13 protein-coding genes are annotated in these 15,842 nt (G+C 68.0%); 9 read left to right on the forward strand and 4 right to left on the reverse strand.

Going from position 1 to position 15,842, the window contains the following annotated elements:
* Positions 1-32 precede the first annotated feature (32 nt).
* From mgtA to OM513_RS14675, 4 genes are read right to left on the reverse strand one after another with little or no spacing between them, the layout of a single operon-like run.
* Positions 33-2,609: a magnesium-translocating P-type ATPase gene (gene mgtA / locus OM513_RS14660; RefSeq protein ID WP_264945263.1), complete on the reverse strand. Its 2,577-nt coding sequence runs from the start codon at positions 2,607-2,609 to the stop codon at positions 33-35.
* A gap of 42 nt (positions 2,610-2,651) precedes the next feature.
* Positions 2,652-3,563 (reverse strand): ribose-phosphate diphosphokinase, encoded by a 912-nt coding sequence (locus OM513_RS14665; protein WP_264945264.1) that lies wholly within the window; start codon positions 3,561-3,563, stop codon positions 2,652-2,654.
* A complete protein-coding gene (locus tag OM513_RS14670) occupies positions 3,560-5,089 on the reverse strand; it encodes a thymidine phosphorylase family protein (RefSeq protein WP_264945266.1) in 1,530 nt (509 codons plus the stop codon). Before OM513_RS14670 ends, OM513_RS14665 begins: the two co-directional genes overlap by 4 nt.
* Positions 5,086-6,450: an MBL fold metallo-hydrolase RNA specificity domain-containing protein gene (locus OM513_RS14675; protein ID WP_264945268.1), complete on the reverse strand. Its 1,365-nt coding sequence runs from the start codon at positions 6,448-6,450 to the stop codon at positions 5,086-5,088. The genes OM513_RS14670 and OM513_RS14675 overlap by 4 nt, the downstream gene beginning before the upstream one ends.
* A 179-nt stretch (positions 6,451-6,629) precedes the next feature.
* Here OM513_RS14675 and OM513_RS14680 point away from each other — a divergent pair, with 179 nt between their 5' ends.
* The 9 genes from OM513_RS14680 to OM513_RS14720 all read left to right on the forward strand — a co-directional run bounded on the left by OM513_RS14680 (position 6,630) and on the right by OM513_RS14720 (position 15,840).
* A complete protein-coding gene (locus tag OM513_RS14680) occupies positions 6,630-7,637 on the forward strand; it encodes a hydroxyacid dehydrogenase (protein ID WP_264945270.1) in 1,008 nt (335 codons plus the stop codon).
* Positions 7,638-7,811: 174 nt separating this feature from the next.
* Positions 7,812-8,171, forward strand: coding sequence for a Rossmann-fold NAD(P)-binding domain-containing protein (locus tag OM513_RS14685; RefSeq protein ID WP_264945271.1), 360 nt, complete (start codon positions 7,812-7,814; stop codon positions 8,169-8,171).
* A gap of 136 nt (positions 8,172-8,307) precedes the next feature.
* A complete protein-coding gene (locus tag OM513_RS14690; RefSeq protein ID WP_264945272.1) occupies positions 8,308-9,951 on the forward strand; it encodes a PAS domain-containing sensor histidine kinase in 1,644 nt (547 codons plus the stop codon).
* Positions 9,941-10,561 carry a response regulator transcription factor gene (locus tag OM513_RS14695; protein WP_264945273.1) on the forward strand — a complete coding sequence of 207 codons (621 nt, stop codon included), beginning with the start codon at positions 9,941-9,943 and terminating at the stop codon, positions 10,559-10,561. The genes OM513_RS14690 and OM513_RS14695 overlap by 11 nt, the downstream gene beginning before the upstream one ends.
* Positions 10,562-10,663: 102 nt before the next feature.
* A complete protein-coding gene (locus OM513_RS14700; protein ID WP_264945275.1) occupies positions 10,664-11,071 on the forward strand; it encodes a response regulator transcription factor in 408 nt (135 codons plus the stop codon).
* A 172-nt stretch (positions 11,072-11,243) separates the two neighbouring features.
* On the forward strand, positions 11,244-11,909 hold the full coding sequence (locus OM513_RS14705; RefSeq protein WP_264945276.1) for an RNA polymerase sigma factor: 666 nt from the start codon (positions 11,244-11,246) through the stop codon (positions 11,907-11,909).
* A 187-nt stretch (positions 11,910-12,096) separates the two neighbouring features.
* A complete protein-coding gene (locus tag OM513_RS14710; protein ID WP_264945278.1) occupies positions 12,097-13,047 on the forward strand; it encodes an HlyD family secretion protein in 951 nt (316 codons plus the stop codon).
* 19 nt (positions 13,048-13,066) lie between these two features.
* Positions 13,067-14,746 (forward strand): ATP-binding cassette domain-containing protein, encoded by a 1,680-nt coding sequence (locus OM513_RS14715; RefSeq protein ID WP_264945279.1) that lies wholly within the window; start codon positions 13,067-13,069, stop codon positions 14,744-14,746.
* Complete coding sequence (locus tag OM513_RS14720; RefSeq protein ID WP_264945280.1) at positions 14,743-15,840, forward strand: ABC transporter permease; 1,098 nt, start codon at positions 14,743-14,745, stop codon at positions 15,838-15,840. The genes OM513_RS14715 and OM513_RS14720 overlap by 4 nt, the downstream gene beginning before the upstream one ends.
* The last annotated feature ends 2 nt before the right edge of the window (positions 15,841-15,842 follow it).

The following is a 15,842-nucleotide window of genomic DNA, read 5'->3' on the forward strand; positions in this document are numbered from 1 at the left end:
TCTGGTGCACCGGCTGTGGAGCGGTCTCGTGTTCAGGTGCGCAAAGCAACGCGCCTGGTGGGCCGCGTTTGCCGGCGATAGTAAAGCTGCTTCGCGAGCTCGGTAGCGACGGCATAGCCGAGGACGATGCCGAGGCTGGCGGCGAGCATCGCGGGCGTAAGCGCTACCAGCCCGAACAAGGGCGCCAGGCCCGGCACCCATGGCAGCAGCAAAGCGACGCCGGTGACCGCGACCGTGCTCCAGAGCAGCAGCCGGCTCGGCCGGCTCCTGAGCGCGGGCCGCCGCGTTCGCATGACCAGCAATACCACCAGTTCTGTCAACAGCGAGACGAGGAACCAGGCGGTCTGGAATAGCGGCGCATCGGCATGAAAGACCAGGAGCAGCAGCGCGAAGGTCATGCCGTCGAAGCACGAACTGACGAGGCCGAACACGATCATGAAGCGCCGGACCTCGCGAACGTCCCAGCGCTGCGGCCGGGCCACATGCTCCGGGTCGACACGGTCGGTCGAGATCGCGATCGACGGCAGGTCGGACAGGAAATTGTTGAGCAGGATTTGCTTCGGCAGCAGTGGCAGGAACGGCAGCAGCGGCGTCATCAGCGCCATGCTGACCATGTTGCCGAAATTCGCGCTGGTGGTGATCGCGATATATTTGAGCGTGTTGGCGAAGGTACGCCGTCCGTCCTCGACGCCCTGGCGAAGCACGTCGAGATCGCGCCGCAGCAGCACGATGTCGGCGCTCGCTCGCGCGACATCGACGGCCTGGTCGACCGAGATGCCGACATCGGCGACATGGAGCGCGGGCGCGTCGTTGATCCCGTCGCCCAGAAAGCCGACCGAGTGCCCCGCCCCTTGCAGCGCGCGCACGATCCGTTCCTTCTGCTGCGGGTCGATCTCGACGAACAGCTGGGTCGCGCGTGCGCGATGCGCGAGCGCTCGGTCGGACATTTTCGCCACTTCGGCGCCGGTCAGCATCGCAGCCGGATCGAGTCCGACGGCGCGCGCGACATAGGCCGTCACATGGCGATTGTCGCCGCTGATCACCTTGACGACGATGCCGAGCGCCTCGAGCGCGGCAATCGCTTTCGCAGCATCAGGCTTGGGCGGATCGACAAAGGCGAGGAAGCCGAGGAAGGTCATCGCGCACTCGTCCTCGCGCGTGACGCGAGCGCCCGCGTCGAGAAGCCGTTCGGCGACGCCGAGCAGCCGCAAGCCCGCTTCCCCCTGCGCGCGGGACAATTCCTCCAGCGCGGCGCGCGCGGCGCCGTCGAGCGGGTGCGCTTCGCCGTCCGGCTGTGCCACGAACGCGCAGACCGCCAGCACGTCTGTCACCGCGCCTTTGGTGACGATGCGCGTCGCTGCCTGCGGCGTCGCGTCGCCCACGATGATGCTGAGGCGGCGGCGTTGGAAGTCATAGGGGATCTCGCCAAGCTTGCGCAGGCCCGCCGCAGTCCAGCCTTCGCTCTTCGCTGCCGCGCAGAGCGCGGTGTCGAGCGGATTTGCGATGCCGGCCTCGAACCACGCGTTCACATAGCCGGCTTCGCGCACGCGCCGGCTTGGCTGGCCGGTACTATCGATCGCCTCGGCGAGTGAGACGGCGCCCAGCGTGAGCGTGCCCGTCTTGTCGGTGCACAGCACGTCCATGCTGCCGAGATTCTCGATCGCTTCGAGCCGCCTCACGATGACGCCGCCGCGGGCGAGATGACGCGCACCGGCAGCAAGCGTGACGCTGACAATTGCCGGCAGCAGCTCGGGCGAAAGGCCGACCGCCAGCGCCACCGCAAACAGGAGCGACTCCGCAATCGGACGGCCGAGCAGCTGGTTCACCGTCAATACGCCGAGCACGATGACGATCATCAGGTTGAGCAGCATCATCCCGAATCGCCGGACGCCGCGCGCAAAATCGGTTTCCGGCTCGCTTCTGCGGAGCCGCGCCGCGACGGCGCCGAACTGGGTGTGGCAGCCGGTCTCGACGATCAGCACGCGCGCCGTGCCGGAGCGCACCGCCGAGCCCATGAACACACAGTTGCTCCGGCCAGAAACCGGCGCGTCGGCGGCAACCTCGCCGGGCGCTTTTTCAACCGGAAGCGATTCACCGGTCAGCGCCGCTTCGGTGACGAGGAAGTCGTTCGCCTCGAGGATCACGCCATCGGCGGGAACCAAGTTGCCGGCGGCGAGCAGCACCACGTCGCCGGGAACCAGCGCGTCGCTCGCGACCGACCGCTCGGCACCGTCGCGGAGCGTCCGCGACGTCAGCGCGAGCCGCTGGCGCAGGGCATCTACTGCATGCGACGCGCGATACTCCTGGACAAAGCTCAGCAGCGCGCTGCCAAGCACGATCGCGAGAATGATCGAAGCATCGACCCATTGGCGCAGGACCAGCGATACGCCCGCGCCGAAGAGGAGGATGAGGACCAGCGGGCTCGCGAACTGCCGGAGCAGCAGGCCGGGGGCGGAGGTCCGATGCTCGCCGCCCACGCTGTTGGGGCCGATCCGACGAAGGCGCGCCGCGACCTCGCCGTCGGCCAGCCCCTGGGCACTCGCCGCCAGGCGAGTGAGGAGCGCGTCGATCGGGACCGCCCAATAGAGGGTTTCGTGCGCCTTGGTCATCGCGCCATCGCGCGGCCGGGAAGCGCGCGCGTCTCTTGGCACCTAGCGTTCCTTTCCGGCGGCCGCAGCGGTCATCGCCAGTCCGACCGCCGCCGCGATCGGCCCGGAGACATCGATCGCGTTGGACGGATGCGCGATGCTATTGCTGCTGACGATTTCCGCCGGCCGCTCCGCCTGCAGCCGCTCGAAGGAATCTCCGGCGAACACCGGGTGCACGGCGACGCAGACCGGCGGACGATGGCCCGCGGCATGCACCAGCCGCACCGCTTCGATCATCGTCCGCGCGCTCGATGCGATATCGTCGATGATCACCGGCGTCGCGCCGGGCGGCAAGTCGAGGCCGTCGCCCGCGATGCTGACATCGCGGTCGCCGCGACGCGTCTTGCGCAGCACGGTGAAGCGCGCCTGTGCGAGCTCGGCGATCCGGCCCACCCATTGCGCGCTTTCTTCATCGGGGCCGATGAGGACGGGGTCCAGCACATGCGTCCGCAACCACTCGGCAATCGGCTCCGCTGCGGTCACCGCGAAGCTCGGTGCGGTATAGATCGCATCGAGCGTCGGGTGGCGATGGAGATGCGGGTCGACGGTGATCAGCCAGTCGATGGCGCCGGAAAGCAGCCGCGCATAGCTGACCGAAGTCACCGCCTCGCCGGGCTGGAACGCCTTGTCCTGCCGCATATAGCCCAGATAGGGCGCGATCAGTCCGACGCTGCGCGCACCCTGTTCCTTCGCCGCCGCAGCCGCGAACAGCAGCGGCAGCGTGCGCAGATCGGGGTGATCGAGCGTGCACAGCAGCACGACGTCGCGGCCCGCGACCGCGCTCAGCAGCCGGAGATAGGTTTCGCCGTCGGGGAATTGCCGCGTTTCGAACGCGCCCGGCTCAAGCCCCAAGCCGTTCGCAAGCGCCTCGGCGAGGCCCGCCGCCCCGTTCAGGGTGAAGAGCAGCGGCTTCATCGCGGCCGCACCAGCAGCATGTCGGGATTGGCGGCGGCGAAGGAGAGCGCATAGTCGAGCTCGCCCGGGCTCTCGCCGTGAAGCGTCAGCAACGGCTGGCCGGGCTCAACCGAATCGCCCGCCTTCGCGTGCAGCATGACGCCCGCCGCTTTCGCCCGGGGTGCGCCGGCCAGCTTGGCGACGCGGGCCAGCAGCCGGTTGTCGATCGCGCGAAGCACGCCGCCGCGTACCGCTTCGATCATGTGGGTAAAGGCAGCGACCGGCGGCTCGCGAAAGCCGCCCTGTGCCTCGCAGATCGCCATGAACTTGGCGAGCGCGCGGCCGTCGTCGAGGATCGCCGCGGCGCTTTCCGCGCCGCTCCCAGGTGCCGCCTTGCCGCCGAGTTCGAGCACGCCACCCGCCAGTTGCACGGCCCGCTCGCGCAGGTCCTGCGGCGCTCCAGCGGCACCGCGCAGGACCGCGAGCACGTCATGCGCTTCGAGCGCGGGACCGATGCCATAACCCACCGGCTGGCTTCCGTCGGTCAGCACCGGCCGCACGATCATCCCGAATTCCGCGGCGACCGCGACGAGCTGATCGGACAGCCGCTCGGCATCCTCGCGGGTCCGCACCTTGGCGGTCGGCCCGACCGGCAGATCGAGCAGGACGTGCGTCGAGCCGGCGGCGAGCTTCTTGGAAAGCACTGAGGCGACCAGTTGCGCCTCGCTGTCGAGATCGAGCGCGCGTTCGACGCGGATGAAGATATCATCGGCGGGGCTCAGCCGGACGCTGCCGCCCCAGACGATGCATCCGCCCTCGCGGTCGACCACCGCGCGCATCGCCGCGAGGTCGAGGTCGACCGGCGCCATCGTCTCCATTGCGTCCGCGGTGCCGGCAGGCGAGGTGATCGCGCGCGATGAGGTCTTGGGAATGACCAGGCCCGCCGCCGCCGCGATCGCCACCACCAGTGGCGTCGTGCGGTTGCCGGGAAGCCCGCCGACGCAATGCTTGTCGGCGACAATCGGGCTCGGCCAGGCGAGCCGGTCGCCCGCCTCGAGCATCGCACGGGTAAGCGCGACCGTCTCGGCGAGCTGGGGCGGCTGCGCCGAAAAGGCAGTGATGAACGCGGCGAGCTGGACGTCGGAATAGCGCTCGGCGACCACGTCGGCGACGATCGCCTTGAGCCGCAGCAGGTCGAGCCGGTGGCCATAGACCTTGGCGCGCACCGCGCTCATCGAATCGAGCGGATTGGGATGCGCGACGTGCAGCGTTGCATCGGGCGCGACGCCCAGCCTTCGCCAGGCGACCTCGGACAAGCCGACTTCGTCGAGCGCCAGCATGTCGCTCGAGACCAGGTATAGCGTCGCGATGATCGACCGCGCGCCGTCGCGCACTTCGATCTGGGTGCGCGCGGTCACGCCCTCCGACCGCCCTACCGGACAGTCGGCGTGCATGAACACCACCGCCTCGCTTTGGGTCTCGACGCCAAGCCGACGCGCGCGCAGGCGATGCGCGGGGGCCGGGTTGGCCGGCACGGGGTGCGTCATGCCAGCTCGACCCGTTCGCCATGCTCGGGGACGCGCGCGGACCATCCCAGCTTTTCCGCAATATCGTGCCGGAACGTATCGGAAGCGCCGGGCTCGCCATGCGTCACGAAGGTTATGCGCGGCGCGGCCTGGAAGCCGCCAAGCCAGCGAATCAGCTCGTCGCGGTCGGCATGCGCGGACATCATGTCAAGGCTCGCGACCTCGGCGCGGACGGGGATATAGTCGCCGTGGATCTTGAGCTCCTGCGCGCCGTCGCGGAGCGCCGCTCCGCGGGTACCGCCCGCCTGGAAGCCGGCGAGCAGGATCGTATTGCGCCGCTCCGGCGCGTAGCGCTTGAGATGATAGAGCACGCGCCCGCCGGTCGCCATGCCGCTCGCCGAGATGATCACCTTCGGCATCATGTCCTCGTCGAGCCGCTTCGATTCATCGACTTCACGGACATAGGTGACCTGGCTGCAAGCCTCCCGGCACTGCTCCGCGGTGAGCCGGTGCTCGCCGACAAAGTCGCAGAAGATCTCGCTCGCGTTCACCGCCATCGGGCTGTCGAGGAAGACCGGCACGTTGGCGAGCCGGCCCTGCTTGCGCAGCTGCGCGAGATGAAAGATCAGCGACTGCGCGCGGCCGACCGCGAACGCCGGGATGACGACCGTGCCGCCGCGCTGAACGGTCCGGCCGATGACCTCCTCGAGAGCGGCTTGCGGCGAGGTGCGGTCGTGCCGGCGGTCGCCATAGGTCGATTCGACGATCAAATAATCCGCCGCGGGTACCGGCTCCGGATCGACCATCGTCGCATCGCCGTAGCGCCCGATATCGCCCGAGAAGACGATGCGCGTGCCGTCGCATTCGACTTCGATGCTTGCCGCGCCCAGGATATGTCCCATCGGTCGGAAAAGCGCGCGGCAACCCTCCACCACCTCGACGCTCTCGTGGAAGTCATGCGTGCGGAACCGCGGCAGCGTCCGCAACGCATCATCCTGAGTGTAGAGCGGCAGCGCCGGCTTGTGCTTGCTGAACCCCCGCATGTTCGCGAAACGCGCATCGCCCTCCATCAGATGCCCGCTGTCGGGAAGCAGCAGCTCGCACAGCTTGTGCGTCGCACGGGTGCTGATGATCGGCCCCTTGAACCCGTCGCGCACCAGCGCGGGCAGGTAGCCAGAATGGTCGAGATGCGCGTGCGTCAGCAGCACGGCATCGACCTCGGCGGGCGGGATCGGAAAATGCGCCCAGTTGCGCTCGCGTAACTGCTTGTAGCCCTGGAACAGCCCGCAATCGATGAGGACACGGTGCCTGCCCGTGTCGAGCAGGTATTTGGAACCGGTGACGGTGCCGGCGGCACCCAGAAACGTGAGGCTTGCGGTCATTGCGATCCTTTCGCCGCCGCCCGCGAGACCTGGCCGGCGGCTGTCGGCTAGGACGCAGCATCGGGCGGCGCATTACAGTCGGGAGCGTTCCGCCTGCCCGCTCGCACGGTTAGGGGATCGCACGCATGTCGCCATATCCGGGGCCTCGGTACATCGGCGGCCTGACGGAGGTAGCGCAGATGGATATCATGGTGTTCGAGGCGGAGGACTGGGAGACGGAAGCCTGCGCGGCGCTCACGCCGGCGCACCATCTCCGATGCACCATCGATCCGCTCAACCAGGCGACCGCTCCCCTGTATGGGGAAGCGGAGATCGTCACGACCTTCGTCGATTCGCGCCTGGACGCCGCGACCCTCTCGCTTTTGCCCAAGCTCAGGATGATCGCCACACGTTCGACCGGCTTCGATCATATCGACCTCGACTATTGCGCCCAGCGGAAGATCGCCGTCAGCAACGTTCCGAGCTATGGCGACGTCACCGTCGCCGAACATGTGTTCACGTTGCTGCTCGCGCTCGCGCGCAACCTGGTCCCGACCGTGGAAGGCGCGCGTAGCGGCCGCTTCGACCAGTCGGACCTGCGCGGGATCGACCTTTACGGCAAGACCATCGGCGTGATCGGCACGGGGCGCATCGGCAGGCGCGTCATCGCCATCGCCAAGGGATTCGGCATGGAGGTCGTCGCGGCCGATCTCGCGCCCGACGCCGCGCTGGGGCGTGAGCTGGGGTTCACCTATGCCGAGCTGTCCGAGCTTCTGCGAACCGCCGACGTGATTTCGCTCAACGTGCCCGCGACCGCGTCCACCCGCAACCTGATCGGCGACACCGAGTTCGCGCTGATGAAGCCCGGGGCGATCCTCATCAACACCGCGCGCGGCAATGTCGTGGAGGTCGACGCGCTCGTGCGGGCTCTCACGAGCGGCCGATTGCGCGCCGCCGGCCTCGACGTGCTCCCCCAGGAGCCGCTGATGCGTGACGAGGCGGAAATCTTCCGCGCGGCGGCGCCCGATGCGGCGAGCGTCCGCGAGTTGCTGGCCAACCATATCCTGATGTCGATGCCCAACGTCCTCGTCACGCCGCACGTCGCGTACAACACCGTCGAAGCGCGCCGGCGCATCGTCGAAACGAGCATCGCCAACATCGTCGCTTTTGCCGAGGGCAAGCCGATCAATCTCGTCGGGGCCGGCTGAGTCGCGCTGGCCACTTCCTTGTCCTGACCGGGCTCTTCGCGATCGTGGATCCAGTCCTCGGCAAACATCCCTCTGTAAATTGCGTCTGGCGCTCGCGTCCCTAGCCGGTAGGAGCAAGGGTCGGGGTGCGGAACCATGAAGGCCGCGCGCGCTTCCTGAAGCTGGGAATGGCGGATGAAACTGGCGGTCTTCGAAACCGGCGCGGACATGGCGCAAGCCTTCGGCAATCTGTGCCCAGCGCTTGAGTGCCGCTGCACGGCTCAGCCACTCGATACCGGAAATGTCGGCGACTATCGCGACGCGGAGATCGTCAGCGTGGGCGAGAGTTCGCGCCTGACCTTCCCGGTGCTGGTCCAGCTTCCCAACGCCGCGCTCATCATCGTGCGATCTTCCGGCAATCCCATGGATCTCGCCTTTTGCGCCAGGGCGGGGATCGCCGTCGTCGAATTGGCGGCCGACAGCGATGCGATGGCGGCCCACCATGTCGACGCCGTACTAAGCGCGGTTCGACAGCTTCGGGGAGCACGCGGCTAGCACGCTTCGGCGGCTGCCGCCGTACCGACATACCGACCGCGGCACACGCGAAGGCGCGCTTGTCGCCGCGCCCATGACCCTTTGCAAAAAAAATCGAACGATCGCGTGAGGGGCGCACGGATCTCCTGCGTAAACGATGCAGAAGCGCCGCCTGCAAGGGATCGGCCCGGTTTGGCGCGTCCGCTTCTTTGGGCGCAAGCCAGCCGAGGGCGGCGGGGGGGAACAGGAGCTGATGGACAGATCCGCGATTGTTGCACCCGGTGCCGCGCAAGCGATCATGGTCGACGGCCTGGGCGACTTGATCGGCCGGATCGAAGGCTCGGCGATCCTGCTGCTCGATCCAGCGGGCACTATCGTCAGCTGGAACGAAGGCGCGGTACGCATCCACGGCTGGGCCGCCGACGAGATGGTGGGCCGGCACTATTCGAAATTGTTTCCGGACGAGGCCGCATCAGGCGGCGTCCCTGCCCGGCTCTGCGAATTGGCAGCTGAGACGGGTCATCACGCGTGCGAGCAGCGGCGCATTCGCAGCGATGGAACCGACTTCCTGGGCGAAGTGGCGATCTATGCCCTTCGCGGCGATGGTGGCGAGATCATCGGCTATGGCGAAGTCGTGCGCGACATCACCGAGCTGCGGCGCGCACGTTCCGCGCTGGAGACGAGCGAGGCGCATCTGCGGTCGATTCTCGACTCCATGCCCGATGCGATGGTGGTGATCGACCAATCCGGACTGATCCGGTCCTTCAGTTCGGCCGCCGAGCGCCTGTTCGGCTATAGCGAAGCCGAGCTTCTCGGCGAGAATGTCAGCGTGCTGGCCCCCTCGCCGCACCGCGAGGCCCATGACGGCTATCTCGCGCGCTATCTGCGCACCGGCGAGCGGCGGATCATCGGGATCGGCCGGATCGTCTCCGGCCGCCGCCGCGACGGCAGCGTTTTCCCGATGGAGCTGGCGATCGGCGAAGTGGTTGCGGAGGACGGCCACCGGCTGTTCACCGGCTTCATCCGCGACCTGACCGCGCGACAGGATATCGAGCGGCGATTGCAGGATCTCCAGGAGGAACTGATTCATGTCGCCCGAGTAAGCGCGATGGGAACGATGGCCTCGACCCTCGCGCACGAGCTCAATCAGCCGCTGACCGCCGTCGCAAGCTATCTCATGGCCGCACGGGCGTTGCTCGCACGCGGCGAGCCCGACGCCCTCGGTGACGCGCGGGAAGCGATCGGGGACGGGATCGCCGAAGCGGTGCGCGCCGGACAAATCGTTCGGCGGCTGCGCGATTTCGTGGCCCGCGGCGACACCGAGCGCGAGATCGTCAGCCTGACCAAGCTGATCGAGGAGGCGAGCGCGCTGGCGCTTGCCGGCGTCAGCCAGCGCGGCATCACGGTCCGGGTCGATCTCGATCCGGCGGTGACGCGCGTCCTGGTCGACCGCATCCAGATCCAGCAGGTGCTGCTCAACCTGATCCGCAACGCGATCGAGGCGATGGAAGGCTGTCCGCGGCGCGAGCTTGCCATTTCGACGCGCGCGCTCGGCAGCGACGACGTCGAGCTTGCGGTCGCCGATACCGGAACGGGCCTAGCGCCGGAGGCGCTGGATCATCTCTTCGAGCCCTTCACCAGCACCAAGGCGCAGGGGCTCGGCGTAGGGCTTTCAATCTGCAAGACGATCGTCGAGGCGCATGGCGGCCGGCTTTGGGCCGAACCGCGCCCGGACGGCGGAATGATCTTCCGCTTCACGCTTGCGCGTATCGAAACAAGCGAGGCGGCCGATGACGACTGAACGACTGGTGCATATTGTCGATGACGACGCCTCGGTACGTCGCGCCGCGGCGCTCCTGCTGCGCACGCAAGGCTATCTGGTCGAAAGCCACGCCTCAGGCGTCGCCTTCCTCGACAAGGTGAAGGACTCGCGTCCCGGATGCGTGCTGCTCGACGTGCGGATGCCCGAGGTCGACGGCATCGGCGTGCTCGAACAATTGGGGAAAACGGAATTCGACTGGCCGGTCATCATCATGACCGCGCATGGCGACATCGCGACTGCGGTCGCCGCGATGCGGCTCGGTGCGCGCAACTTCATCGAGAAGCCGTTCGAGGAGGACACGCTCCTGCTCGCGCTCGACGATGGCTTCGCCTTGTTGAGCCGCAAGGACGAACTCGACCTGACGGTGGCGGCCGCCATGGCACGCCTGGAATGCCTGACGCCGCGCGAACGCGAGGTTCTCGACGGGCTCGCGGCCGGCCAGACCAACAAGATGATCGCGCTCGATCTCGGAATCAGTCCGCGCACGGTCGAGATCCATCGCGCCAATTTGATGGACAAGCTGGGCGTGCAAACACTGCCGCAGGCGCTGCGCATCGCGCTGGTGGTCGAACTCGGCGGCCATTCCTGACGACGGGCGGTTGCCCCGGTATCGTACCTATTCAGCCTTGCCCCCGGCATGGCTAGCGCCAATGAACCGCGGCCGATCCGGCCGTCGGCATGGAGCGCTATTGTGGATCGCAGAGGGACCTCCGACACGCAGCTGCCGTGCGTCCTGCTGGTCGACGACGACCCGGCGGTCCGCCGCGCGATCACGTTGCTGCTCAAGACGAGCGGATATGCGGTTCACGGCTATGATCGCGCAGCCGACCTGCTGGGCGATCCGAGAGCGCGCGCTGCCCAATGCCTGATCACCGATTATGCCATGCCCGCGATCGATGGCGTCACGCTGTTGCGAACGCTGCGGGCACAGGGCTGGACCGCGCCGGCAATCCTGATCACCGGCCTGTACAAGAGCGCGATCGAGCAGATGGCGCGTGAGGCCGGATTCAGTGCGATGCTCGAAAAGCCGCTCACCGACGAGCGACTGCTCGATCTGCTCGCCGCCTGCCTGAATGATCGCGCCCGCCCGGCAGCCTAGCCAAAGCGTCATCGTGCCACCGCGTGTCGCGCGCCAGCCACCACGCTGGCCGCCGCTGACCCCGCGCGCGCAACCCCTCGCGAATAGGGAAACGCGCGTAGGTAACCGCGCGTAGTTTCTGAGCCGTTCGGCGGTGATAGCCCCTCTGACAAGGAAGCAGAGCGAGGGCATCATGCTAGAAACGATAGCGAAAAGCGGCGCGGCGCCAGTAGTTGCGCCCAACTCGAATGATCGCGGTCCCTGCGTCTTCGTCACTGATACTGCGGCTGGTGAAGATGCGGCGCCCGCCGCTGCGCTGCGCTTGATCCGAGCCGAACTGGCAAACGGCTATGCGCGGTATCGCGCCATCGCCGCGAAGCGTCTGCGCGACGGCAATGCGGCCGACGACGTGGTCCAGGCGTTCGCGTTGAAGGCGCTCGAACGCGCCGGACAATTGCGCGACCCCCAGGCAGTGCACGGCTGGCTTCGCCGGCTGTTCGAAACGACGCTGATCGACTTCTGCCGCCGCCGCACGACCAGGGGCCAGCGCGAGGTCGCCTTCGACCTGGATCACCACGACCGCGCCGACGAGACCATTGCCGATCTCGCACCGGATCCTTCGAAGACCGTGATCGCGACGCTGGCGCAGCTCAAGCCGGAATATGCCGACACCATCTACCGGCTCGATCTGCTCGATCAGCCGAAACAGGCGGTGGCCGACCAGCTCGGCATCACCGTCAACAACCTCGCAGTCCGCGCGCATCGGGCGCGCCGCGCGCTGCGCGATGCGCTCGAGGCAATGCCTATCTCCGGGATCGCCACGGGCCGCGCTCCTGCTTTCGCCCAGGCCTACGCCTGAGACACCCGGTTCCGGCTTCATGGCCGTGCCGGCTGTGTGTGCGAGGCCATCGGCGGCGCCGGAAAATGCGCCCGCGTAATATCCGGCCGGAGGCCGCGTCTACTGTTGGGCAGCGTCGTGAACAGCGGCACCGCAGCTGTCACTGGCCGATCAACCGGAGGCTCTTTTGACGTTACCAGCCCGACGCGTGCCTCTTCTGGTCGGCCTGGGGCTCATCGTCCTGATGATCGCCTCGGCGACCCTCTATTGGGCGCTCCAGCCGCGTCCTCAGGCCACGCAGCTGATCTACGGCAGTGGGCGCATCGAGGCCGACGAAGTGCGGCTGAGCTCCGAAGTACCCGGCCGAGTGCTCGAGAATCGGGCGATCGAGGGATCCAGCGTCTCCTCGGGCACGCTCGTGGTTCGGATCGATCCGGCCGACTACGCGCTACAGGCGGATCGCGCCGAAGCCCAGCGAACTGCGGCGCGCATGGCCGCGATACAGATCGACGGACAGATCGCGCTCGCAGCGCATCACGCGATGACCGCCAAGACGGACCTGGGCCGTTACGAGGAGCTCAGCCGGCGCGGCTGGGTCTCGGCGCAGCGCCTCGACGTGCAGCGCAACGTCTATGTCGCCGCGGCCGAGCAAGTCGGCGTCTTCCGGGAGCAACGTGCGGGCGCCATGGCGCAGGCCGAGGCCGCGCGTAAGACGCTGGCACTGGCGCAGTCGCAGATCGGAAAGACGCGCGTCTATGCGCCGCTCTCCGCCGCGGTGCTCGAGCGGCTGGTCGAGCCCGGGGAGGTTGTCGCCGCCGGCCAGCCGCTCGCAGTGCTGGCCGATCTCACGACGGTCCGGCTCAAGATCTTCATCAGCGAAGCCGATCTCGGGCGCGTCCGCCTCGGCGCTGCCGCGCGAATCCGCGTCGACGCCTTTCCGGGCCGCGATTTCATCGCGCGCGTGACGCGCGTCGACGCGCAGGCGCAGTTCACGCCGCGCGACGTGCATATGAAGGACGAGCGCAGCCGCACGGTCTATGGCGTGACGCTCGAAGCGGCCAATCCCGAGGGCCTGCTCAAGCCGGGGATGCCGGCCGACGCCTGGATCCTCTGGGACGCCAGGGCAGGCTGGCCCGCCAAGCTCAGCATCCCGGAATAGGCGCGTGACGGCGCCCCCGATGATCGAAGTGCGCGGGCTTGGCCGCCGTTACGGCGCGCGCACCGTCCTCCAGGACATCGCGTTCGACGTCGCGCCGGGGGAAGCCTTCGGCGTGGTGGGGCCCGATGGTGCCGGCAAGTCCACCTTGCTGCAGATGCTGGCCGGCATCCTGCGGCCGAGCTTCGGTACTGGCCGCGTGCTCGGCGAGGATCTGCGCAAGCATCCCGACCGGGTGCAGGCGCGGATCGGCTATATGTCGCAGGGCTTCTCGCTCTACGACCGGCTGAGCGTTGCCGAAAATATCGCCTTCGCCGCTGCGATCCGCGACGTGCCCAGGCAAGCCTATGCCGCGCGCAAGGCGAAACTGGTGGCGATGGCGGGCCTGGAGCGGTTCGAAGGCCGGCGCGAAGGCGCACTGTCGGGCGGCATGCGCAAGAAGCTCGCGCTGTGCGCCAATCTCATCCACGAGCCGCCGCTCCTGATCCTCGACGAGCCGAGCCTTGGCGTCGACCCGCTTTCCAGGCGCGAACTGTGGCGGATCCTCGAAGCGGCGCGCGGCGAAGGACGCTCGATCGTGTTCGCGACCTCTTATATGGACGAGGCGGACGCGAGCGACCGCGTGCTGCTGTTGCGCGACGGTCGCCCGCTGGCGCTCGGCACGCCGACGGAGCTCCGCGCATCGGCGCGGCGGCGCGTCTATCGGGTCGCGACCGCCGAGCCCGACGCACTCGAAGGCCAACTCGCGGCGTCGAGCGCGGTGCTCAGCTTTCAGAAGCACAGCCGCACTGACTATCGCGTCCAGACCGCCGAGGCGTCGCCCCCCGCCTTCGCAGCGGCGACGGCGATCGAGGCCGCCGAGCCCGATATGGAGGACGTGTTCACCGTCGCCTCGGCGGAGCCTGGAGCGGGCGCGGCGCCGGCGCTCGCGCAGCGACGTTCGGGGCCCGCCGATATCGTCGTGGCCGCCGAGGCCGTAACCCAAAGATTCGGGGCCTTCGTTGCGGTCGACCACGTCGACCTCGAGATAAGGGCGGGCGAGGTTCTCGGCCTGCTCGGCCCCAACGGCGCGGGCAAGACCACGCTGATTCGCATCCTGTGCGGCCTGCTCGCCCCGAGCGAGGGGACCGCGCGCGTCGCCGGCTTCGACGTCGCCCGGCAGAGCGAGCAGGTGCGCAGCCGGATCGGCTATGTCTCGCAGAAATTCTCGCTGTTCCCCGACCTGACCGCTGGAGGGAATCTCGGCTTCTTCGCGCGCGCCTATGGCGTGCCGCCGAGCGCGATGGCGGAGCGCATCGCCTGGGCGAGCGAGCGGGCCGGTTTCCCGATAGCGGAAGATGCGCTGGTCCGCAGCCTGTCCAGCGCCACGCGCCAGCGGCTCGCGCTGGCCTGCGCGATCGTCCACCGGCCGAAGGTGCTGTTCCTCGACGAGCCGACTTCGGGCGTCGATCCCCTGTCCCGCTTCCGCTTCTGGCGCCTGATCGCGGCGGTCGCGGCCGAGGGCGTCGCGGTCATCGTCTCGACCCATTATCTCGAGGAAGCGACCTATTGCGACCGGCTCGGGATGATGATGGACGGCCGCATGATCGGGCTTGGTCCGCTTGAAGCGCTCCAGCGCGAGCTCGGCCTTGCCGATGCCCGTGTCGAGGACGTCTTCCTCGGCCTGATCGCACGTGAGCGTAGCAAGGCGGTCGCGGCATGAAGCCCTCGCGCATCCTCGCCTTCTCGCGCAAGGAAGTGCTCGAGATCGTCCGCGATCCGGTCACGATCTGGCTGTCGCTGTTCATGCCGGTCGTGATGCTGTTCCTGTTCGGCTATGCGCTGTCGTTCGACGTCGAGAACGCGCCGCTGGTCGTCGTCGACCATGACAAGAGTGTCGCCAGCCGGTCGCTCACCGCGCAGTTCCTCAACACGCCCTATTTCCGGCTCGCGGGCACGCCCGAGGACGAGCGCATGGCCGAGCATGCGCTGATGGAGGGCCGCGCCCGCGCCGTCCTCTCGATCCCGCCCGGCTTCGGCCGCAGGCTCGCGCAGGGCCGAGATGCGCCCGTCGAGTTTCTCGTCGACGGCACCTATTCGAGCACGGCGGCGATCGTCTCGGCCTATGGCCGCGCGATCCTCTATGCGTTTCCGAGCGGCTCGCTCCAGCTGCCCGTCCAGCCCGAGGTGCGCGTCTGGTACAATCCACAGCTGCGCAGCCGCGACTTCCTCCTGCCGGGGCTGTTCGCCGTCATCATGATGACCTTCCCGCCGCTGCTGACCGCGCTCGCGGTCGCGCGCGAGAAGGAACTGGGCACGATCGCCCAGATCTTTGCCTCGCCGCTCACCAAGGCCGAGTTCATCGTCGCCAAGCTGCTGCCCTATGCCGCGATCGCCGCCGGGCAGCTCGCGATCGTGCTCGCGGCCGGATTCCTGTGGTTCAAGCTGCCGATGCACGGCAGCCTGGCGCTGCTCGCCGCTTTGGGGCTCGTCTATGTCGTCACCACGGTCTCGATCGGGCTGCTGATCTCGACGCTCGTCCGCACCCAGATCGCGGCGATGCTGATCACGATGATCGCGACGCTGATGCCGTCGTTCCTCTTTTCGGGGTTCATCTACCCGGTGTTCACGATGCCTGCCTTCTTCCAGGGCTATGCGGCGCGGATTCCCACCATGTATTTCGTCAACATCTCGCGCGGCATCGTCATGCGCGACGCCGGGCTCGGCGAGCTCTGGCTGAACGCGGTCGTGCTCCTCGTCTATGGCATCGTCGTGCTCACGCTCGCGACCCTCCTCTTCAAGAAGCGGATCGCCTGATC

Origin of the sequence: Sphingomonas canadensis (genome assembly GCF_026013525.1) — a bacterium.
GTDB lineage: Bacteria > Pseudomonadota > Alphaproteobacteria > Sphingomonadales > Sphingomonadaceae > Sphingomonas > Sphingomonas canadensis.